Raw genomic sequence first — 22,480 nt, forward strand, 5'->3', positions numbered from 1 at the left:
GTGTTGCCGGCTGGGCGTTGCCAGGTGGATGCCGCTCGGTAGCACCCGACCGACGGGTGAACGCTGGTTCGCCGTATGGCTGGGTCGTCCCACGGGACTATCGCGCAGCCATACGGTTGATGATTACTGGTTGCATGTTCAATCGACAGTCAACCAATCAGACGGCCGCGCGTAAGTCCCCGTGGGTGGGCGTTGCCTGCGCGTTGCTTGGCGTTACCAGATGCGCACGCGTTCGCTGGGATCCAGCCACATTGCATCGCTTGGCTGCACGCCGAAGGCATCGTAGAAGAGATCGACATTGCGCACGATTCCGTTGACGCGGAATTCCGCGGGCGAATGCGGATCTATCTGCAGGAATTGCTCGGCGAGCTCGTTGCGCGTCTTGCTGCGCCAGATTTGCGCGTAGCTGAGGAAGAAACGCTGCACGCCGGTGAATCCGTCCATCACCGGGGCGTGTTGCAGGGCCTCGCGCACGGCGGCATCGCTGCCATCCGTGGCACCCAGCGACAATGCATAAGCCTTGAGCGCGATGTTCACGCCGCCCAAATCGCCGATGTTTTCGCCAATCGTCAAGGCTCCATTGACATGCGGCGCTTGGGCTGGCTTGCCAGCGGCCTCGTATTTCTCCACCAGTTGCAAGGGGGTGAAGGCATTGAACTGTTCGATGAGCGCGTGCGTGCGCTGTTCGAAGTTGGCGCGATCCTGCTGCGTCCACCAATCATGCAGCCTACCGTCGCCGTCATACTTGCTGCCTTGGTCATCGAAGCCATGGCCGATTTCATGGCCGATCACTGCACCAATGCCGCCATAATTGGCCGCGTCCTCTGCCTGCGGGTCAAAGAACGGCGGTTGCAGGATGGCGGCGGGGAACACAATGACGTTGAGAGTGGGCTCGTAGTAGGCGTTCACCGTCTGCGGCGTCATCAGCCATTCGTCCCTGTCCACCGGCTTGCCGGCCTTGCCCAGCTCATAGCCGTTTTCATAACGGTTTGCGGCACGCATGATATCGATCAGGCCGTCGCCTTCGTGGATGCTCAAGGCAGTGTAATCGCGCCAATGGTCGGTGTAGCCGATCTTGGCTTCGAACTTGCCGAGTTTCTCAAGCGCCTTGGCCTTCGTTTCCTCTCCCAGCCAGTCGCTGGCGCTGATGGAGGCACGGTAGGCGGCGATGAGGTTGCCCACGAGCTTCTCCATGCGCTCCTTCGACGCGGCGGGGAAGTGTCGTCGCACGTATTCACGGCCCACGTCTTCGCCGCATACGCCGTCGACAAGGCTCACGGCGCGACGCCAACGTTTGCGCTGCTCGGTGGTGCCGTGCAGCGTGCGGCCGTAGAAGTCGAAATGCGCTTGGTCGAAGGCGGCGTTGAGGTAGGTCGACCATCCGATGAGCTCATGCACGCGTGCCCACAGCTTGAGGTCGTCAAGCGATGCGGACTTCCAGAATGCCGCGATGCCGGTGATGAAGCTAGGCTGGTGCACGATCGTGTGAGACAGAACGTCATGCAGGTTCACTGGCAGCGTGCGGGCTGTTTCGGAAGCGTCATAGGCGGACTGCCATGCATCAACCCATTCGGCGAAATCGAATCCGTCAAGCGCCTGGACGAGCTGGTCCCAGTCGTAGGGGTTGTATGTCTTGTCTTCGTCGCGTGATGAGACGTTGTCCCAGTGGTTCTTTGCGATGCGCGTTTCCACGTCAAGGAAGCGCCGCGCGTCGTCAAGCGCCTGCGATGGGCTGGGTGAATAACCCGCCAGATGCAGCAGTTGCGAAACCATCGTCACATAGGCTTCGCGCACTGCGTGGAAGCGTTCTTCGCGATAGTAGCCTTCGTCGGGCAGGCCGAGTCCGCCTTGGAACAAGTGCGCCACATTCGTGCCTGCGTTGCCCGGGTCGGAATACACCGCCATGCCGATGAGACCAGGGCCGCCGCTGACCGACAGCATGCCGAGCGTAGCGTGAAGAGCAGCCTTGTCGGGTGCGTCATCAATGGCCTTGAGATCTGCAAGGATTGGCTTGATGCCCGCCTCTTCCAAGGCGTCCGTGTCAAGGAACGCGTTGTAGACGGTGCGTGACAGCGAGCAGGGCGCGTCGTCGTCTTCCAAAATCTCGCGCAAATGCAGTTCGGCATCCTCGCTGAGTTTGTTGAACGAACCGTAGCGGGCGTGATCGGCGGGCAATGCGTAGGAATCGATCCACGGACCGTTGACGTACCGGTAGAAGTCGGATGCCGGTTTGATAACGGACGAGAAGGCCGATGCATCAATGCCGGACGTCATGTCGGATGTTGGCTGTGCAGATGCTGACTGGGCGGACGTCGACTGAGTGAACGTCGACTGAGTGAACGTCGACTGGGCGGACGTCGACTGGGCGGACGCCTGCGGCATCGCGTTGTGAGAAGCTGCGGAATCCGTAGAAGAAGGAGTAAGTGGGGTAGTGTTCATGTCTCCAGCCTAGCCTGTGCTCGATGAATTCGCCCAGCGCATGATGAGGAGAAGGGATGAATGGCGGATGAAGAGAGCGTGAAGGTGTCATTCTTGGTGCAGACACGCTGCGGCACAGAAAACAAACAGTACAATGAAACGCTGCGGCGCGGTGGAACACAGTAGCGCGGTGGAACACAGCAGCGCGGTGGAACACAGTAAAATCGCGGTCGTGGCAAAATCCCAGGTACAGGGAATCCTAGGTACAGGGAATCCGCTTGGTCTTGTCGCATGCGTGGTTCCACTCGTTGAGGGAATCCCCGGTGCAAGGAGTCCGCAGTGCAAGGGAATCTTGTGTCTGGGAATTCTCGCGTGAGAATCCTAGCGTGGAATGCACGTGTGGAATGACAGAGCAGAAAAGAAGATAAGGAACAACGGGAGAACGCATGGCTGGTATTCTTGATCCCTTCGTATGGCTGTTGGCGGTGTCAGTGTCTATGGACACGTTCGCGCTGTCGCTGTCACTGGGCTTGCGCGCCGGTGTGGTGCCCGCCCGCGGCTATGTACGCACCATTGTGTCGTTCGCTGGCATCCAGACGCTGTTCCTGTGGTTGGGCGCACTCATCGGCGGCGTGGCATCAAAGTTCGTGACCGGCACGTCGTGGATCGTCTGCCTGCTGCTTGTGGCAATCGGCGGTTGGATGATCCACGAGGCGCTCGAGGATGAGGATGACGAAGAGGTTGAGGAAGACCTCGACGCGGAAGAAAAGGAACTGGAGCGTGAAGACGAGGCTCAATCCAAGCCGGAGACCGAAACGGCATTGCGTCTGCGTTCTGCATTCGCCTGGAAGCTGCTGCTGACGCTTGGCGTCGCTGAAAGCATCGATGCCATTGGCGTGGGTGCGAGCTTGGGCCTTTCCAACGCGCCGTTGGCGACAAACGTTGGCGTGGTGTTTTTCATGACGGCGCTCGCATGTGTGTTGGGACTGTCGTTGGGCGGCACCTTGGGCGAACGCTGGAAGAAAGGCGCTGGCATCGCCGGAGGCATCATCCTCATCGCTTTGGGAATCAAACAGGTCGTGCTGGGCTGAAACGTTCTCAAGCCAAAAACCCTCTTCGACTCACGGTCGCGGTATTGTAGTTTTCATATTGAGTGCGCGGATGTTTACGCGCGTGGAAGGAAGTACCACACAGTGATCGAGCTCAAGAGCCCCGAAGAAATCAAGCAGATGCGTCCTGCCGGCAAGTTCGTCGGCGATATTCTCTCGCAGCTGCGCGAAACGACCAAGGTCGGCACGAACTTGCTGGAGATTGACGAATACGTGCACAAGCGCATCGCCGACCGTCAGGGCGCCGAATCCTGCTATGTCGATTACGCGCCGGACTTCGGCACGGGCCCGTTCCGCCATTGGATCTGCGTGTCCGTGAACGACGCAGTGCTGCATGGCGTTCCGTATGACTACAACCTCAAGGACGGCGACCTCGTCTCCCTTGATCTGGCAGTCAGTGTGGATGGCTGGGTCGGTGATTCCGCCATCAGCTTCGTCGTTGGCAAGGCCGATCCGGAGGACGAGCGCATCATCAAGACAACCCAGGAAGCGCTCAAGGCTGGCATCAGCCAGGCGTATTCAGGCAACCGCATCGGCGACATTTCCGCTGCGGTGGGCGCCGTTGCACACGAGAACGGTTATACGGTCAACATGGAGTTCGGTGGCCACGGCGTCGGCCATCTCATGCACGGCGACCCGTTCGTCGTCAACGACGGACGCGCGCATCACGGCTACAAGCTTCGCCCCGGCCTGGTCATCGCAATCGAACCGTGGTTCATGCGCGGCACCGACGAAATCTTCCAGGATCCCAAGGATGGGTGGACGCTGCGTTCCGCCGACGGTTCCCGCGGCGCACACACCGAGCATACGATTGCCATCACCGATGGCGATCCGATCATCCTCACCCGCAGGGACGGTTTTGACCCTGCACTGCCTGACAACTTGCAAAAGTAATACATTACTGACGGAACTTGCATAAACCAGACATGGGCGAACGCCCTCTGGTTCCACCACAGTTTCAACAAACTCGCATTGCGCACGGAAGGAGAGCCAATGGCACAGGCCACGCTCGAGATCGATTCAGAAAAATACACGTTGCCGGTGGCGGAACCCACAAGCGGCGCCAAAGGACTCATCGTCTCCAGCCTGCGCAACGACCAGTGGGTCACGCTCGACCCAGGCTTCCTCACGACCGCGCAATGCGAGTCGAAGATCACATTCATCGATGGCGCCAACTCGATCCTTCGTTACCGCGGATACCCGATCGAGCAGCTGTGCGAGCGCTCCAACTTCCTGGAAGTGGCTTATCTGCTGCGCACCGGCGAACTGCCCACGAAGGAGCAGTACGACGAATTCCGTTCGTCCATCCTGCGCCGCACGATCATCGGTGAGGAATTCCGCACCTTCATCGGCACGTTCCCCCGCACCGCGCATCCGATGAGCGTTCTCGCCTCCGCGGTGAACGCGCTCGCCGCCTACTATCCGGACACCACCGACATCAACGATCCCGACCAGCTTGACGAAGCGTCCGCCATCATCATGGCCAAGACCCGCACGATCATCTCGCTGATCCACCGCCGTCGTCGCGATGAGCCGCTGCTGTATGCCGACATTTCGCAAGGCTATGTGGACGACTTCCTGCGCATGTGCTTCGCCACGCCATACCAGAAGTTTGAATCCGACCCGCTGCTTGTCGACGCACTCGACAAGCTGCTCATCATTCACGCCGACCATGAGCAGAACTGCTCCACGTCCGTCGTGCGCATCGCGGGTTCGGCCCACGCGAACCTGTATTCCGCGGTGGCGGCGGGCATCAACGCGCTTTCCGGTCCGCTTCACGGTGGTGCGAACGAGGCCGTGCTGCGCCAGCTTGCCGAGATCCGCGAGTCCGGTAAGTCCGTCAAGCAGTTCGTGGATGACGCGAAGGCTGAGCATCGGCGCATCTCTGGCTTGGGGCATCGCGTCTACAAGTCGTATGATCCGCGTGCCGCGATCGCCAAGGGCTACCTGAAGAAGATCATGGCGCACCCCGACAGCGCGCATGTGGATGATTCCGACCGCCAGCTGTTCGACATCGCGCTTGAGCTCGAGAACATCGCCCTTAACGACGAGTACTTCGTGTCGCGTCATCTGTACCCGAACGTGGACTTCTACACTGGCTTGATTTACCGCGCTATCGGTTTCGATCCGTCGATGTTCACGACGCTGTTCGCGCTCGGCCGCATCCCTGGCTGGATTGCGCAATATCGTGAGATGCTTGCCGATCCGATGACCAAGATTGGCCGTCCGCGTCAGGTATACACGGGCGCCCCCAAGCGCGATTACGTGCCGATGTCCGAAAGGGCGTAACGCCGACGGCGGCGATTCTTAAGGCCCGCCAAGGATTACCAAGGCCCATGCACAGCTCCTCCAACAAGAGCGTGCATGGGCCTTTTCGCTATCTTTCAGCATGCACGCAGCCCAAGGTTGCGTTGCACGCGCGGCAATGCAAATGTTTCATCCATGTTCCCGAATCGTAAGTGGCAGGTGAAGCGAGCGCCCTTGCCCGAAATCTAGCGCCGATATAACAAAAGTGTTCTCAGACAACGATTCCTTTCCCCACTGGCTTGCATGCGTCTCATTGCATTGCGATGATTCGTGCGTTCTGGCCTGGGAGAGGTTTTCATGACAAGGGGCGCTTATGAATCAGCAGGATTCTTCCCGACCATCCGGAACAGGAAGACGCTTGTGCGGCGCATCGCGGAATTCCGCGACATTGCGCAGCCACAGCGGCATCCACAACAGAAATCACATCGAATGTCGCATGGCGGGGGTGAGCGGTAATGAAACTCAATTCTGACCACTACATCATCACGATTGGCTGCGAATACGGCGCAGGCGGACCGCAGATCGGCAGAATGCTCGCTGACGCTCTTGACATCGAATACTACGACCGCGATCTCGTCGACAAGGTCGTCAACCAGTTGGGCATCGACCGGGGGCTCGTGGAGCAGGCCGACCAGAAGACGAACGTCCAATATGCGTTCGAGACATCGCTCGGCCCTCGTTACGCAAACCTGAGCAACCGCGTCATCTTCACGCAGAACGAAGTCATCAACGACCTGGCCAACAAATCCTCATGCGTCATCATCGGACGCTCCGCCAATTATCTGCTGCGTGACCGTGATGATGTGCTTGACATCTTCATCTACGCCCCCAAGGACGTGCGCGTCGAATCCATCATGGAGCAAGACAAGGTCGATAAGAAGAAGGCGCAGGAAATCGTCGAATACAACGACGAAATGAATCATTCGCGCCACAAGTACATCACCGGCACGCATCGTGGCGACCGCCATGGCCGCGACATCCTCATCGATTCCAGCATGCTTGGCTGGGAACGCACGGCGAAGTATCTGCTCATGCTCGTCGAAATGCTCAACGAATAGCGAAGGGGAGTGAGAACAATGGCACAAAAGAAATCTTCGGAATTCGACAAAGTCTTTAGCGTCTGGGACATCCTCGTCATCGCGTTCGGCGCCATGATCGGCTGGGCGTGGGTCGTTTCCACTGGCGACTGGATCCAGCGAGGCGGTGTGATTGGCGCCATGCTCGGCTTCGGCCTGGGCGGCCTCATGATCTTCTTCATCGGCCTGACCTACGCCGAGCTCACGCCTGCAATGCCTGACTGCGGCGGCGAGCATGTGTTCAGCTACAGGGCAATGGGCCCCACCGGCTCGTTTGTGTGCACGTGGGCAATCATCCTGGGCTATGTGAGCGTCGTGTGCTTCGAGGCGTGCGCGCTGCCGACCGTCGTCACCTACCTGTTCCCCAGCTTCCTGCAAGGATATCTGTACACGGTCGCCGGCTTTGACATCTACGCTTCGTGGCTGGCGGTGGCCATCATCCTGGCCATCTTCATCACCTACATCAACATCCGAGGCGCCAAGACAGCCGCCATCCTGCAGACCATCCTCACGTGCATCATCGGCGGCGCCGGCATCCTGCTGATCGTCGGTTCGGTTTTCAGTGGCGATGCGTCCAACCTTGACGGCCAGATGTTCGTGGGCGACAACGGCGGCAGCGCCTTCAGCAACGTGCTGCGTGTCGCCATGATGACGCCGTTCTACTTCATCGGCTTCGACGTGATTCCCCAGGCCGCTGAAGAAATCAACGTGCCGCTGAAGAAAATCGCGAAGATGCTGCTGCTGTCGATCCTTCTCGCGGTGGCGTTCTACGTGCTCATTATCTTCTCCGTGGGTCTCGTGCTCGACTCCGGCGCCATCGAGGCGTCGCAGGAATCCGGCAGCGGCCTGGTGACCGCGGATGCGATGGCGGTGGCGTTCAAGACCTCCGTCATGGCCAAGGTGCTCATCGTCGGCGGCCTGTGCGGTGTCGTGACCTCGTGGAACTCCTTCATGATCGGTGGCAGCCGCGCCATGTACTCCATGGCGGAGTCCTACATGATTCCGCCGGTGTTCGGCAAGCTGCACAAGAAGTACAAGACCCCGTATGTGGCGGTCGCTCTCATCGGCCTGCTCAGCTGCCTTGCGCCGTTGCTCGGCCGCAAGATGCTCGTGTGGATCGTTGACGCAGGCAACCTTGCGTGCTGCGTGGCCTACTGCATGGTCGCTATCTCGTTCGTCATCCTTCGCAAGAAGGAACCGACGATGCCCCGGCCTTACAAGGTCAAGCACTACAAGTTCGTGGGCGCCATGGCAATCCTCATGTCGGGCTTCATGGTCGTCATGTACTGCATCCCCGGCAGCGCCGCGGCACTCGTGCCCGTCGAGTGGGCGTTCGTCGGCGGCTGGGCTGTGCTCGGTGTGATTTTCTACATCGGCTGCAAGGCGCATTACGGCAAGAAGTTCGGCACTCTCGTGCAGGTCGCCAATGACGAGCTCGACAAGGAATACGCTCTCGAACGCAAGGCGGCGGCATCCATCGCCGCAAGCGAAGCCGGCCCCAAGCATGCCGAGGCGACCGTGGGCGAGGCGGAAGTGTCCGTCGCGCTTTCCGAAGCCAAGGCCGCGACTGCCGCTGCAACGGTCACCGCGCCTGCGACGTTCGAATACCATCTGCCGGTCGACATCGTGTTCGGCGCAGGCAAGGTGGCGCAGACCGGCGATATCGTCAAGCCCCTGGGCTCCAAGGCGCTTATCGTGACCGGCAGGTCGAGCGCCAAGAAGACCGGCTTGTATGACAAGGTGAAGGATTCCCTCACCGCCGCCGGCATCGAATCCGGCCTGTTCGACAAAGTCCAGTCCAACCCGCTCACCACCACCGTCATGGATGGTGCGACGCTGGCCAAGTCCGACGGCTACGACATGGTCATTGCCATCGGCGGCGGCTCCGTGATGGACAGCGCCAAGGGCATCGCGTTCATGGCGAAGAACGACGGCGACGTCAACGATTACATCTACGGACGCAAGTCCGGCGATGAGGCGCTGCCGCTCGTGCTCATACCCACCACCTGCGGCTCGGGCTCCGAGGCAAACGGATTCGCAGTGCTCACCAATCCGGACACCGGCGACAAGAAGTCGCTGCGCTGCCCTGCGATCGTGGCAAGCAAATCCATCGTGGATCCCGAATGCATGATGACGATGCCGAAGGGCACGGTGGCAGCCGCCGGATTCGACGCCTTCTGCCATTGCTTCGAGGCATACACCGCCAACAATGCGCAGCCGTTCACCGACGCGCTTGCGCTCTACGCCATCCCGCTCATTATCGAAAGTCTGCCGAAGCTGTATGACGGCGAAGGCACTCTCAAGGATTGGGAACAGATGTCCGTGGCTGCCACGATCGGCGGCATGGTCATCGGCACGGCTGGCATCACGCTCACCCACGCGATGGAACACCCGGTCAGCGGTCTGAAGGACGTGACGCATGGCAAGGGCCTGGCGGCGCTCGCCCCGGCGGTCGTCAACGCCACATGGCAGGGCAACCGTTTCAAGTTCGGGCGTCTCGCACGCATGATGGGCGGCTACACCGCCGAGGATTGCGCCGAGAAGATCCGTGGCTTCGAGCGCTCCATCGGCCTCGACCTGACACTCAGCGATCTGGGCGTCAGCGAAGAGGACATTCCGTGGCTCACAGACAACTGCCTGAAGGTCTCCCCGGCAAATGTGAAGAACACGCCGGGCAGCATCAGCCACGATGACATCGCCGAGCTGTATCGCGCAGCGCTGTGATGATGCCGTGACGTGCGGCGGGGCTGCGGTGCTGTGGCGCTGCAGCCGCATCCCACGGCGAAGCCGCACGTGCACGTGACGGCAATATCAGGGGAATCGCATGGGCGCTCGGGCGCCTGCGCGATTCCCCTTTGCGATTCCTGACAATGTGCAATTGCGCAACAAGGAGCATGAGATGAACGAAAATGACGCAAACAGAGCGACGGAAGGCTTGCCAGTGTCTTTCACTGACGCTACCATCGAGGATTTTCCGGCAGCGCTGGAATTCATCCGGAATCTGTGGGATTACAACACGTATGACGAACAGGAGACGCGCGCTGTCTACGAAAAAGTGATCGCCGATCCTGACAGCTTCATCTTTTTCGCACGGGCGGCGGATGGTTCATATTGTGGAATGTGCCACGGCGATTATTTTCAAACTTTCTGGATGAGCGGTCTCACATGCTATGTTTCGAGCCTCATCGTGCGCCGGGAATGCCGCGGCAGGGGAGTGGGAACGGCGTTGCTCGACCATGCGCTCGCCCGTGCGAAATCGCGCGGTTGCAAGGCGGCGACGTTGGATTCGGGGCTTCCGCGCACCGCCGCCCACACGTTTTACGAACATTACGGATTTGAGAAAAGCTGCTACGGGTTTGAGAAATACCTGTGAAACAACAGGGAACTTTGGGTGTTTTCGCTAAATTCTCGACCGCTGTGCGAGGTGCGCCTAGAACACAAATGTTTCGTGTTTGCGTTCAGTGTTTCGCAAACGCAACGTAACAGTTTCGAGGTTGCGGGACTAATGCAACATGCGGCTAGTAACACTAAGCATGTCACCAAGATGACGACGAAATTCGCAGGTGAGTTGCCTACGGATTGAGGAATCGCAAACAACAAAGGAGTACCGCTATGGCATTGGCAGAAGAGTTGCCGCAGATCGTCACCGAAAGCGTGCCGGGCCCGAAGACCCAGGAGTTCCTCAAGCGCCGTAACGAGGCCGTTCCCTATGGTCTGTGCGGCGACACCTATCCGCTGTGCATCAAGCGCGGCGAGGGTGCGATGTTCGAAGACCTCGATGGCAATAAGTTCCTCGACTGGGTCGGCGGCGTCGGCGTGCTCAACATCGGTTACTCCCGCCCCGAGCTTGTCAAGGCAGTTCAGGACCAGGCCACCAAGTACTTCCACACCATCTTCAATGTCATCGGTCACGAGGGTTACGTCACCCTTGCCGAGGGACTCAATGAAACGATTCCGTGTCGCGGCGAGCACAAGAAGACCTATTTCGCGAACTCCGGCGCTGAGTGCGACGAGAACGCCATCAAGATCGCCAAGGCCTACACCGGCCGTCAGGGCGTGATCTGCTTCTCCGGTGCATTCCACGGCCGCACGAACCTAACGATGGCGCTCACCGCCAAGAAGGCGTACTCCCGCGGCATGGGCCCGTTCCCGGCGGAAATCGCCCGTGCACCGTACCCCTACCTCTATCGTGCGCCGAAGGGCTACACCGAGGAAGAAGCCATCAACTACTACATCGAGGGCCTGAAGAAGACCTTCGACCAGGGCATCCCGGCCAACGAAGTCGCCTGCATGCTCGTCGAACCGCTCCAGGGCGAAGGCGGCTTCATCCCCGCACCGATCGAGTGGGTCAAGGCCGTGCGCAAGATCTGCGATGACAACGGTATTCTGCTCATCGCCGATGAAGTGCAGTGCGGCAATTGCCGTACCGGCAAGTACTTCGCTTCCGAGTACTGGGCAGAAGCGGGCGCAGCCCCGGATATCGTCACCACTGCAAAGTCTCTGGCAGGCGGCATGCCGATTTCCGCAATCACCGGCCGCGCTGAAGTCATGGACGCTGCTCCTCAAGGCACGATCGGCGGCACGTTCTGCGGCAACCCGCTGTCGTGCGCTTCCGGCATCGCCGCCATGAAGATCTACAAGGAAGAAGACTTCCCGGCAAAGGCACGCCACATCGGCGAACTGGTGACCGCTGGATTCAAGGAGATGCAGAAGAAGTACTCCGTGATCGGCGATATCCGTGGCCTCGGCGCCATGATCGGTGTGGAATTCGTCACCGATCGCGAGACGAAGGAACCGGCAACCAAGCTCGTCGCACGCCTCATTCAGGAAGCGCTGCAGCGCGGCCTCCTCATGGAGAGCGCCGGCACGTCCAGCAACGTGATTCGCTTCCTTGCGCCGCTCGTCATGACCGATGAGCAGACCAAGCGCGGTCTCGAGATCTTCGAGGAATCCCTCAAGGCAGCGCTCGCCGAGTAGTGAGTGCTGGGCTGCGCGAGACGCGGAGCTGGTCAAAACTGAAAGGCCGACCGTCAACAGACGGCCGGCCTTTTGCGTGCCTATAGCTGTGTGCCCATAGCGATGCGGTAATCCGTGGGTTTGCGCTGAAGCAATCGCACAATGTGCAACGGCTCACAGCTCACGGCTCACAGTTCACGGTGCAACAGTGCATGTTTTGTAGTTGCAACAGCGCACAGCCCGCATGAATCAGTTCTTGTGGAGCTTCTCGTTGAGCTCGATGCCGGTCTTGCGGTAGCGAGCCTCAATGCGGCCGCTCACGGAGTTGCGGATGAACAGGATGTTGTTCTTGCCGCTGAGATCCGCGCCCTTGACCACTTCGAGCGGTTCGCCCGCGGCAACCTTCGCCTTGTCGTAGATCGTCACCTTCGTGCCGGCGGTCACATACAGGCCAGCCTCAACCACGCAGTTATCGCCCAGCGAGATGCCGATGCCGGCGTTCGCACCCAGCAGCGAATGCTCGCCGATCGAGTTGCGCAGCTTGCCGCCGCCCGAAAGCGTGCCCATGATGGACGCGCCTCCACCGATGTCGGAGCCGTTGCCCACCACGACGCCTTGCGAGATGCGGCCTTCAACCATTGAAACGCCCAGCGTGCCGGCGTTGAAGTTCACAAAACCTTCGTGCATGACGGTCGTGCCTTCCGAAAGATACGCGCCCAGGCGCACACGGTCAGCGTTGCCAATGCGCACGCCTGAGGGCACGACGTAGTCGACCATGCGCGGCATCTTGTCGACGAGCATGACCTCGACGTTCGCCACAGGGGCGCCGGCGCTTGCCTTGGCGGCTGCGGCCTGCACATCCATCTTGCGCAGTGCGAAGTCCTCGATGGCGAACGGGCCGTAGTTCGTCCACACGACGTTCGTGAGCACACCGAAGATGCCATCGAGATTCAGCGTGTTGGGCTTGGCCTTGCGCTGGCTGAGCAAGTGCAGGCGCAGATAGGCGTCGGCGGCGTCAACGGGGGCGGCATCGAGGTCGCTCACTGTGAACACCGGCACACGGCGCACCCCGCGCGCATCCGCGGTTTCATGCACGAGTGCGCCAAAGTTGTGGTTGGGGCGGTCGGCAGGTGCGGGGGCAGGACCCAGCTCGAGCTGCGGATACCAGACGTCGAGTGTGGCGCCGGCGGCATCGATGCTCGCCAGGCCCCAGCCCCATGCTGTGCGTTGATCAGACATAATCTTCTCCTGTTTCGTCAAGGCGGCGGACCAGGGTGCTGCATGATGCGCAGGTGCCGCGCCGGGCGGATGTCCGCATCGGTGGCGCGCATCGGTGGCGTGCATCGGTGGCGCGGCCGGCCCTGCCGTCGATCGAAGTTACCCTTCCATATTAAATTACAGGTGCATCGCCGCGAGTGGGCGTCTCGATTCTGTGGAGTGGAGGTACGGAGGGGTGTGGGCACATTGCGGGGCTGGTGGCGGTTCGGGGCGCAATGTGCGAGCGGTGGCTGCCGCATAGCGGGGCTGATGGTGGTCTGGGGCGCAATGTGTGAGCGGTGGCTGGCACATTTGCGGATGTCGGAGGTGTCTGTTGCTGGTCGCATGCCGTGGATTGGCTGTTTTCTGCGGTTGTTGTGTCGTGGGAGCGTCGGTGGATGCGTTATGTGTGAGCGGTGGCTGGCACATTTGTGGGTGGGTGAGCTGTTGGGCTGGAAGTGGTGCCGTGTGAGTGGCTGTTTTCCTGGGTTGTTGGTGTTCGGGAGTGTTGGCGCTTGGCTATGTGCGAGCAGTGGCTGGCACATAGCGGGTGGCGGGGCGGTGTGGTGCTTTGGACGGGGTTCCGTGTGGCGTTTTGGGCGGTTATGTGTGAGCGGTGGCTGACACATAGCGGGACCGATGGTGATCTGGGGCGCTATGTGAGAGCGGTGGCTGGCACATTTGCGGGTGTCGGGGGTGTCTGTTGCTGGTCGCATGCCGTGGATTGGCTGTTTTCTGCGGTTGTTGTGTTGTGGGAGTGCCGGCGGGTGCGCTATGTGCCAGTGGTGGCTGGCACATTTGCGGGTGGGTGAGCTGTCGGGCTGAGAACGATGCCATGCGAGTGGCCGTTTTCCTAGGCTGTTGGTGTTCGGGGGCGTTGGCCGCTTGCTATGTGCGAGTGGTGGCTGGCGCATAGCGGGGCTGTTGGTGGTTCGGGGCGCTATGTGCGAGTGGTGGCTGGCACATAGCGGGCTGACTGGGGTGTGTGTTGGTGGTGATGTGCCGGTGAGTGGCTGTTTTCCGAGGTTGTTGTGTCGTGGGAGTACCGGCGGGTTCGTAATGTGTGAGTGTTGGCTGGCACATTGCGCGTGGAATCCGGTAAACAACGTTACTTCCTAGTGTGGCTTTGATTCGGTTCCCTGATTTGATCGCTTGGCTTGGCTGCTCGGTTCGGTTCAGTTCAGTTCACTTTTGGCGCGGTCGGTTAGTATGGCTGCAACTTGAGGAGTTTGTTGATTGTTGCATTCCTCTTTTCCTGTCCTTTCTTCCTTGTTCTTTTCCTGTCCATCTCCATCTTTTCCTCCTGTCATTCCCGTCCGCCATCTCCTTTTCTTGCTCTCCCTGCTCTCCCGCCCTTCCCTCATCTTCCCCTCTTCCCGGCGTCTTTCTCAGCATGATCCTCATGTTGTCGAAGTTATCCACAGGCGTCATGACAATTGTTTTTTCTGCTGACCTTTGTACACATTGGCCGAAAACCCCTCGGTGAGAGTCGGAATGTTGATATTGTCACGTCCATGAATCGTTCTTCTCTTGATGAATCCGCGATCGGGCAGCTTGTGGCAGGGCACCAGGACTATGAGGCTTCGGCTGCAACGCGCCAAGCGGCGCCTCTTGCTGCGACTCGCCAGGCGCGATCCTCGTCGTCTCGCCCTGGGATTATCTATGTCGCAGGCGCGTCGCCTCTTGTCCGGCAATTGCGAGATGGTACGCAGGCGGAAACGTGTCCTTCGCGGTTGATGCGCATCCAAGCACAGACGATTGCGCAGTGTCGCGCGTTGCAACAGCGTTGTAAATCCGAACTTGTATTCGGGCTTGATACTGCGCTGCGTTTGCAATGCATCGAGGTCCCGAATGAATTGAACGGTGATGGCCGGCTTGTTGTTGTCGCTCCTCGACGTGACAGGCGTCGCAATATTGGTGGCGTGCGGTGCGTTTCGTGGGTTCACACCATGCGATGTGTGAAAATCGGCGGATTGACTTGCGTGGCGCCGGACACAACGTGGGTTATGTATGCGCGGGAAACAAATCTGCAGATGCTTGTGCTGCTTGGCGATGCGATGATGCGTCGGGACGGGGGGCGCCGTTGGCTAGGCAAAGACGATTTGCTTGCGGAATGCCAGCGGCTGTGCAGTCGGGCGCGTGCGGATGATCACAGGCTGCCGCGGAAAATCAAGAATTGCCGACTCGCGCTCATGCTGATGGCAGAGAACACGGACTCGTTTCGTGAATCGGAGCTGCGACTATTGCTGATGGCACATGGTTTGCCGAGGCCATATGTGAATCTCAGGGTGGATGTGCCTGATGGGGTGGATGTTGGGCGTCGTGGAGGTGCGTCCGGAGGTCCGGCGAAAAGGTGCTTTTTCCTTGATCTTTCGTATCCGTGGCTCAAGGTGTGTGTGGAGTATGACGGGCGTCAGCACGCGCAGAATTGGGAGAGTGATGTGCGACGACGCACTCTGCTGGAGAACGACGGCTGGGTATATATCAATGCAACATGGGAAGATCTGGCCGATGATTCTTCGCGTCTTGCTTTCGCACAAAGCGTTGCATCGAGAATGTCGCGGCAGTGGAATCAGCGGGTTGTTGTGCATGAACCGTGGGCCCTTGAACGGTTGGCTCGTGAAATGGAACGGCAGCAGAAGCATCAGGTGCGTGATGCGGAGCCTATGAAATAGCGGGTTTAGAAATAGGAGGTGTGGCTGTATCCGTTGCTGGGCGCGGTGCTGGCGCTGGTGTGATGTGCAATGTGTGAGCGGTGGCTGACACATTGGCGGGGCCGATGGTGGTTCGGGGCGTTATGTGCCAGTGGTGGCTGGCGCATTGGCGGGTGCTTGGGATGTGTGTTGTTGATGCTGTGCAGTGGATTGGCTGTTTTGTGCGGTTGTTGTGTTGTGGGAGTGTCGGCGGGCGCGTTATGTGTGAGTGGTGGCTGGCACATAGCGGGTGTCGAGGGCGTCTGTTGTTGGTGGCGTGCCGTGCGAGTGGCTGTTTTCCTGGGTTGTTGGTGTTCAGGAGTATTGGCTGCTTGGCTATGTGCGAGCGGCGGCTGGCACGTTTGCGGAGCCGTTGGTGGTTTGGGGCGTTATGTGCCAGTGGTGGCTGGCACATAGCGGGTGGCGGGGTGGTGTGGTGTTTTGGATGGGGGTTCCGTGTGGCGTTTTGGGCTGTTATGTGTGAGTGGTGGCTGGCACATAGAGGGTGAGCGGGATGCTGGGCTGGAAGTGGTGCTGTGCGAGCGGCTGTTTTCCTGGGTTGTTGGTGTTCGGGAGTGTTGGCCGCTTGGCTATGTGCGAGCGGTGACTGGCACATAGTGGGTGGCGGGGTGGTGTGGTGTTTTGGATGGGGTTCCGTGTGGCATTTTGGGCGGTTATGTGTGAGTGGCTGCTGGCACATTGGGCGGACTGCCTTGTGTCGCCCTGGCCTCGTGCCGATAAGCCCTTGCAGGCCCTTGCAAGGGCTTGCATTGGTGGCGGCTGTATGCCTGTGCCTGTAAGGTGGTCAGCTGTGGCAGACTATGACTTTACTCAGGATTTGAACGAGACCAAGGCGAAATTTGACATGATCGCCAAGGCCGTCGACATGGACGCCTTGGCCAAGTCCATCAAGGATCTCGAGGTGGAGGCGAGCGCGCCCGGCCTGTGGGATGACCAGGAGAACGCTCAGCGAGTGACGAGCAAGCTTTCCGCTGCTCAGTCTCAGCTCAAGCGCCTCACCGACGCGCAGCGCAAGCTCGATGACGTTGAGACCCTGTATGAGCTTGGTTCCGAGGAAGGCGACAAGGATTCGTGCGACGAAGCCATTGATTCGCTGAAACAGTTGGGCAAGGACCTCTCGGACATGGAGATCCAGACCCTCATGGACGGCGAGTATGACGAGCGCGCCGCCGTCGTGACAATCCGTTCCGGTGCGGGCGGTGTCGATGCCGCCGACTGGGCGCAGATGCTGCTGCGCATGTACCTTCGCTGGGCGGAGCGCCACGGCTACAAGGCCAAGGTGCTCGACACGTCCTACGCCGAGGAGGCAGGCATCAAGTCCGCCACATTCCAGATTGACGAGCCCTACGCCTACGGCCGCCTGTCTGTGGAAGGCGGCACGCACCGTCTTGTGCGCATCTCGCCGTTCGACAACCAGGGCCGCCGCCAGACCAGCTTCGCCGCGGTTGAGGTGCTGCCGCTTGTCGCCGCGACGGATCACATCGATATCCCGGATTCCGATATTCGAGTTGACACCTTCCAGGCGCATGGCCCCGGTGGCCAGGGCGTGAACACCACGTACTCCGCGGTGCGAATCACCCACCTTCCCACCGGCCTTGTCGTTTCCATGCAGGATGAACGCAGCCAGATCCAGAACCGCGCTGCCGCCATGGCGGTGCTGCAGTCCCGACTGCTCGTGCTCAAGCATGAGGAGGAGGCCAAGCGCAAGAAGGAGCTCGCAGGCGACATCAAGGCAAGCTGGGGCGACCAGATGCGTTCGTATGTGCTGCATCCCTACCAGATGGTCAAGGATCTGCGCACTGGTTACGAGACATCCGACACCCAGGGTGTGTTCGATGGCGACATTGACGGTTTCATTGATGCTGGCATTCGCTGGCGTCATCAGGAGCGTCGCAAGGCGAAGGAAGAAGCTGAAGCGGAAGGCAACGCCAACTGACATTCCGGCGCCGTTTCGTCGGTATTCCGTTAGTTGATGGTTGCTGATCGGCAGCAGGTGGTTGGCGATTGCCGGTTACCGGTTGCCGGTCGGCAATCAGTCGCCAGGCCAGGCATCAGACCAGACTCCGACGGGCACTGGATCGAACGCCAGATTAGGCGCCGGCTCAGGCGCCGACGGTCGCAGCCCTAGGCAAGCGTTTTTGCCGCAAGCTCCTACAGATAGCAGAAAGAGCGACATCATGGCATTGATAAGTCTCAAGCACGTGACGAAAAGATACAAAGGTTTGCAACGCCCTGCGCTCGACGACGTGTCCGTGGATATCGACCGCGGGGATTTCGTGTTCCTCGTGGGAGCGTCAGGCGCTGGAAAATCCACGTTCCTCAGCCTGCTGTTGCGTGAGGAGATAGCGACCAGCGGCGAAATCCACGTGGCGGGGCATGACTTGCGCCGTCTTCCCAACCGACGCGTGCCGGCGTACCGGCGTGAGATCGGCTTCGTTTTTCAGGATTACAAGCTGCTGATGAACAAGACGGTGCGCGAGAACGTGGCGTTCGCATTGGAGGTCATCGGCACGCGCCGTTCCCAGATCGGCCCGCAGGTCGACCGCGCGCTTCGTGATGTGGGCCTTGAATCCAAGGCTGACAAGCGTCCCTCCGAGCTTTCCGGCGGCGAGATGCAGCGTGTCTCCATTGCGCGCGCCTATGTGAACCAGCCTAAGATAATCCTTGCGGACGAGCCGACCGGCAATCTTGACCCCACCACGTCGGTGGGCATTATGCGTGTGCTCAATGCCATCAACCTCACCGGCACCACAATCGTGATGGCAACGCATAACGAAGAGATCGTCAATTCGATGAGCAAGCGTGTGCTTGAGCTCAACGGAGGGCGTCTGGTCAGGGATGAGGCGAACGGACGTTATGATTCCGCGCGTTACTTCCCCGATGCACAGGCGGAGCGCGAGGCTGCCCTTGACGGCGGCACCGTGCACATGGGTGCGGTGAACGCAAGCATCCAGACTCAAACGCCGCGCGACAACGTGACTGTGAATGCAAACGCGGCGGCTGATTCAGCTGCGACCGCTGTTTCTGACGGCATTTCTGCAGGGGCCGGTGAAGACGAGGGAATCGCCAAGCTTGAGCAGGCGATTCATTCGGGCAACACCGGCGTGTATGGCAAGGTGTTCGAAAACGTGGAAGACACCCTCACATGGGGCAAGGGATTGCGCCTTGATGAGTACGCCGCCCAGCAGAAGAAGCAGGACACTTCCGCGCAATCCACGCATGCCAATGACGGTGCGGATAACAAGGTGCTTGAAGACAAGGTGGTGGAGAACCCGCAGCTTCCTGATTCCGATGCCAAGTTCCGCCCAGCGCATGCCGATTATTCCGAGGATGATTCCCGTGCCGTTTCCGACGGCGCGCAGGACGCACGCGTGCCGGCTGACGCGGCGCAGGCGGATGTCGCTGCCGACGCTCCTCAGGTTGATGCCGCGCAATCCGATATCGCGCAATCCGGCGCTGTGCAATCCGGTGCCGTGCAATCACCCCAGGGTGATGCCGCTCCCGCTGCGACGCAAGGCGTTGGCACGGATTCCCCGGATGATCCCGCCCATGTCGACACGCTAGCCCAGCTCGCCAGGGGAACGGCACACAAGCAATCCGTGCCCGCGCAGCCCGTGCCCGTGCCTCCGCCCGCACCTCCCATGCCGGCGCCACAGCAAGCATCCGGCGACAAGAACGCCAACAACACCGAAGGAGTGAACTGACATGCATTTTCGGTTCGTGATGTCGGAAACATGGTCCGGCTTAAAGCGCAACGGCACGATGGTCATTTCCGTGCTGCTTGTCACGTTCATTTCGTTCCTGTTCATCGGCGCATCCGCATTGCTCCAACAGCAGGTCATCAAGGCGAAGGGCGATTGGTACGACAAAGTCGAGGTCGTCGTCTGGCTGTGTCCGGATGGCAAGAGCCAGTCCGCCAACTGCGCCGCCGGCACTGCTGCGACCACCGAGCAGATCAACAACCTGCAGCAGGTGATCTCCAACGAGCTTGCGCAGGAAGTGTCGCAGGTCACCTACGTCAGCAAGCAGCAGTTCTACCAAGATCAGTTCCTCAAGCAATACCCGGACGGCGTGTACCAAGGGCGCACGCTCACCGCTGACGACATGCAGGACTCCCTGTGGCTCAAGCTGTCTGATCCCTCGAAATACGAGGTGGTGTCGGAAGTGCTGTCCGGCAGGGACGGCGTGGAGGAAGTCGTGGACGAACGCCAGATCTTCGAACCTGTGTTCGCCGTGCTCAACCGCGCGACGATGGTGTCGATGACTCTCGCGCTTGTCATGGTCGTCGTGGCAATCATGCTGACGTCGATGACGATACGAATGTCCGCTCAATCGCGGCGCGAGGAAGTCGAGATCATGCGCTTCGTGGGAGCCTCGAATTGGACGATCCGATTGCCGTTTGTGCTGGAAGGCGTATGCGCGGCATTGCTGGGTTCCGTGCTTTCGTGCGTGGCGCTGGGTGTTATTGTGCGCGTGTTCGTGACGAATTGGCTGTCGCAGTCGATCACGTGGATGCCATTCGTCGGCGTGCGTGAGGTGCTGGAACTGTCGCCTGCGCTCATTGTGGGCGCGGTGCTGCTGTCGGCCATCTCGTCGTCGATTTCGCTGCGCCGTTACCTGCGTGTGTGATTGCTGCCTCACTGCGCGCGGCGATTTACGCTGCGCGCAGAAAACCAAACGGGCGCTGTGATTGACGCTGCGCGCTGCAATCCATGCGATCCGTGATCGGACGTGTACGCCGCTCGATGATGCCGTTGGATGATGCTATGAATAACACACCATGCGGTTTTAAGGTTCGTCTGTTAGACTCGTACACACTTTGATGGGCGTTCTGTGCCATGCCGTGTGAGGTGGTCGTTTGGCCGCGATGGTACCGCGGGGTCTGCGGCGCGCTCTTCGACACGAAGACCAACGACACGAAGACCAACAGAGTAGAGGGCCGACAAAGTAGAGGACCGACAGAGTAATTGAGTATTCGGAAGGAATACGAATGAAGCAGATGCGACTTTCCCGTGTTGCAGTTGCAGTGTGCCTGACGGCAGCCATGTGCGCGCCTCTTGCTACGCTGGCGCCCGCTCCAAGCGCTTATGCGGTCAATCAATCCCAGGTGGACCAGGCACAGTCCGCCGTCACCTCAAGCCAGGAACAGGAAAGCGAACTGCGCGCGCAGCTGAGCGGTGTGCAATCCGATTTGGCTGACAAAATCGTCGAACTCGCTGATTTGACGAATGTGCAGATTCCCGCGGCACAAGACAAGGTGACGCAGGCGAACGCCGATGCCGCCACGGCGCAGCAAGAGGCGGACAGCGCCGCTAACCGTCTTGCCGCCGCGCAGAAGGACGCACAGGAGCTCCAGCAGCAGATTGAGCAGACCGGTGCCGATTACGATGACGCCAAGGCGTCCGTGGCGCAATCCGCTCGTGAATCCATGCACGGTTCCTCGACCTCCGATTTGGTGAGCGTCGTGACGAATTCCGCCACGACCACGGATTTCATCAACTCCATGCAATCGCGTGATGCGCTGAGCCGTACGGAAGCGAACGCCGCATCCGAGGCCGCCGATCAGTTGAGCACATCCCAGAACCGTTCCGAACGCCTCGCTGCCATCGAACAGGAAATCACGCAGCTCAAGGCAGATGCCGACCAGAAGGCCGCAGCCGCCAAGCAGGCTGCGGCACAAGCGCAGTCCGAGCGTGATGCCCTCGATCAGCTGCGTGCACAGGGTGAAGCCGAGCGCGACGCATTAACAGGGCAGGTGGCGTCCTTGCAAGACCAGACCGCCCAGCAGGCCGCCCAGACCGTGCTGCTGCAATCCCAGCTTGATTCCTACAACCGTCAGTATGCCGCCGAACAGGCTGCAGCCGCCGCGCAGGTGACCAGCGGAGTGCAGGGGACGACGCGGCCTTCAAACACTACGACTACGACTGCTCCCGCCGCCCCAGCCGCCCCAGCCGCTCCCGCTGCCCCTGCTGCGCCGTCAGCTCCCGCAGCTCCTGCCGCTCCGACCAATACCAACTCCGGGCAAGGCACGCACGCCGGTGATAGCGGCAATGCTTATGCGTGGGGCCAGTGCACATGGTGGGCGTATGAGCGCCGCCGCCAGATGGGCATTGGCACGCCGAGTTACTTGGGCAACGGCGGCGATTGGTCCCGAACCGCATCGCAATATGGTCTGCGCGTGGATCATTCGCCACAGGTGGGTGCCGCGCTGTCGTTCCTGCCCGGGCAGGCAGGCGCGTCCGCGGCTTACGGCCATGTTGCTGTTGTTGAAAGTGTCAGTGGGTCCACCATCGTCATCTCCGAGATGAATGTGCGTGGCGTGGGCGTCGTGTCATACCGCACGCTGTACAACGCCGGTGTGTATTGGTACGTGCACTGAGCCATCAGCGATAACTGCCACACCACGGTCGCTGAACTTGCGGCACCCCTGCCGCGGCTAGGCAGTCATCAAGGCGGCCATTAAGACAATCATGGTGATTAAGGCACAATCATGGTGCGCACATGCGTGATGACGCGTGTGCGCACTGTTGTATGTGGTTGTATGCGTTTGTGTGACCGTATGTCGGTCGCCGCAACTCCCGTGTCGCAACGGTGCGGTAAGTCTTTCATTGTTCGAATCGTGTCGTGACGGTACTATAGGTTT

Annotated in this window: 15 protein-coding genes; 12 read left to right on the forward strand and 3 right to left on the reverse strand. The window is 60.0% G+C overall.

The window, feature by feature from the left end:
- Window positions 1-213: 213 nt before the first annotated feature.
- A complete protein-coding gene (locus tag CLV65_RS06230; RefSeq protein WP_094691938.1) occupies window positions 214-2,274 on the reverse strand; it encodes a M13 family metallopeptidase in 2,061 nt (686 codons plus the stop codon).
- 590 nt (window positions 2,275-2,864) lie between these two features.
- On the opposite strand from CLV65_RS06230, the gene CLV65_RS06235 reads away from it, so the two are divergent.
- The 7 genes from CLV65_RS06235 (at window position 2,865) to CLV65_RS06265 (ending at window position 11,887) form a co-directional block, all read left to right on the forward strand.
- Window positions 2,865-3,509: a manganese efflux pump MntP gene (locus tag CLV65_RS06235; protein ID WP_094691916.1), complete on the forward strand. Its 645-nt coding sequence runs from the start codon at window positions 2,865-2,867 to the stop codon at window positions 3,507-3,509.
- A 102-nt stretch (window positions 3,510-3,611) separates the two neighbouring features.
- Window positions 3,612-4,421: a type I methionyl aminopeptidase gene (gene map, locus CLV65_RS06240; RefSeq protein ID WP_094691915.1), complete on the forward strand. Its 810-nt coding sequence runs from the start codon at window positions 3,612-3,614 to the stop codon at window positions 4,419-4,421.
- Between the two features lie 99 nt (window positions 4,422-4,520).
- Window positions 4,521-5,816: a citrate synthase gene (locus tag CLV65_RS06245; RefSeq protein ID WP_094691914.1), complete on the forward strand. Its 1,296-nt coding sequence runs from the start codon at window positions 4,521-4,523 to the stop codon at window positions 5,814-5,816.
- A gap of 473 nt (window positions 5,817-6,289) precedes the next feature.
- Window positions 6,290-6,892, forward strand: coding sequence for a cytidylate kinase-like family protein (locus CLV65_RS06250; protein WP_094691913.1), 603 nt, complete (start codon window positions 6,290-6,292; stop codon window positions 6,890-6,892).
- Window positions 6,893-6,910: 18 nt separating this feature from the next.
- Window positions 6,911-9,634 (forward strand): bifunctional amino acid transporter/iron-containing alcohol dehydrogenase, encoded by a 2,724-nt coding sequence (locus CLV65_RS06255; protein ID WP_094691912.1) that lies wholly within the window; start codon window positions 6,911-6,913, stop codon window positions 9,632-9,634.
- A gap of 175 nt (window positions 9,635-9,809) precedes the next feature.
- Complete coding sequence (locus tag CLV65_RS06260; protein ID WP_144441917.1) at window positions 9,810-10,283, forward strand: GNAT family N-acetyltransferase; 474 nt, start codon at window positions 9,810-9,812, stop codon at window positions 10,281-10,283.
- 239 nt (window positions 10,284-10,522) lie between these two features.
- Window positions 10,523-11,887 carry an aspartate aminotransferase family protein gene (locus CLV65_RS06265; RefSeq protein WP_094691911.1) on the forward strand — a complete coding sequence of 455 codons (1,365 nt, stop codon included), beginning with the start codon at window positions 10,523-10,525 and terminating at the stop codon, window positions 11,885-11,887.
- Between the two features lie 228 nt (window positions 11,888-12,115).
- Here CLV65_RS06265 and dapD read toward each other — a convergent pair whose 3' ends face one another.
- Together dapD and CLV65_RS09110 are read right to left on the reverse strand one after the other, a co-directional pair.
- A complete protein-coding gene (dapD, locus tag CLV65_RS06270) occupies window positions 12,116-13,105 on the reverse strand; it encodes a 2,3,4,5-tetrahydropyridine-2,6-dicarboxylate N-succinyltransferase (RefSeq protein WP_094691910.1) in 990 nt (329 codons plus the stop codon).
- A 1,193-nt stretch (window positions 13,106-14,298) separates the two neighbouring features.
- Window positions 14,299-14,433 (reverse strand): hypothetical protein, encoded by a 135-nt coding sequence (locus CLV65_RS09110; RefSeq protein ID WP_275542129.1) that lies wholly within the window; start codon window positions 14,431-14,433, stop codon window positions 14,299-14,301.
- A 204-nt stretch (window positions 14,434-14,637) separates the two neighbouring features.
- Between CLV65_RS09110 and CLV65_RS08740 the strand changes: the two genes are divergently transcribed.
- The 5 genes from CLV65_RS08740 to CLV65_RS06295 all read left to right on the forward strand — a co-directional run bounded on the left by CLV65_RS08740 (window position 14,638) and on the right by CLV65_RS06295 (window position 22,216).
- Window positions 14,638-15,798 carry a hypothetical protein gene (locus CLV65_RS08740; RefSeq protein ID WP_144441916.1) on the forward strand — a complete coding sequence of 387 codons (1,161 nt, stop codon included), beginning with the start codon at window positions 14,638-14,640 and terminating at the stop codon, window positions 15,796-15,798.
- 829 nt (window positions 15,799-16,627) lie between these two features.
- A complete protein-coding gene (gene prfB / locus CLV65_RS06280; RefSeq protein ID WP_094691908.1) occupies window positions 16,628-17,773 on the forward strand; it encodes a peptide chain release factor 2 in 1,146 nt (381 codons plus the stop codon).
- Between the two features lie 241 nt (window positions 17,774-18,014).
- Window positions 18,015-19,541 (forward strand): cell division ATP-binding protein FtsE, encoded by a 1,527-nt coding sequence (gene ftsE / locus CLV65_RS06285; protein WP_094691907.1) that lies wholly within the window; start codon window positions 18,015-18,017, stop codon window positions 19,539-19,541.
- A gap of 1 nt (window position 19,542) precedes the next feature.
- A complete protein-coding gene (gene ftsX / locus CLV65_RS06290) occupies window positions 19,543-20,466 on the forward strand; it encodes a permease-like cell division protein FtsX (RefSeq protein WP_094691906.1) in 924 nt (307 codons plus the stop codon).
- A gap of 361 nt (window positions 20,467-20,827) precedes the next feature.
- Window positions 20,828-22,216 (forward strand): CHAP domain-containing protein, encoded by a 1,389-nt coding sequence (locus CLV65_RS06295; RefSeq protein WP_094691905.1) that lies wholly within the window; start codon window positions 20,828-20,830, stop codon window positions 22,214-22,216.
- Window positions 22,217-22,480 lie beyond the last annotated feature (264 nt).

Origin of the sequence: Pseudoscardovia suis (assembly GCF_002797875.1) — a bacterium.
GTDB lineage: Bacteria > Actinomycetota > Actinomycetes > Actinomycetales > Bifidobacteriaceae > Pseudoscardovia > Pseudoscardovia suis.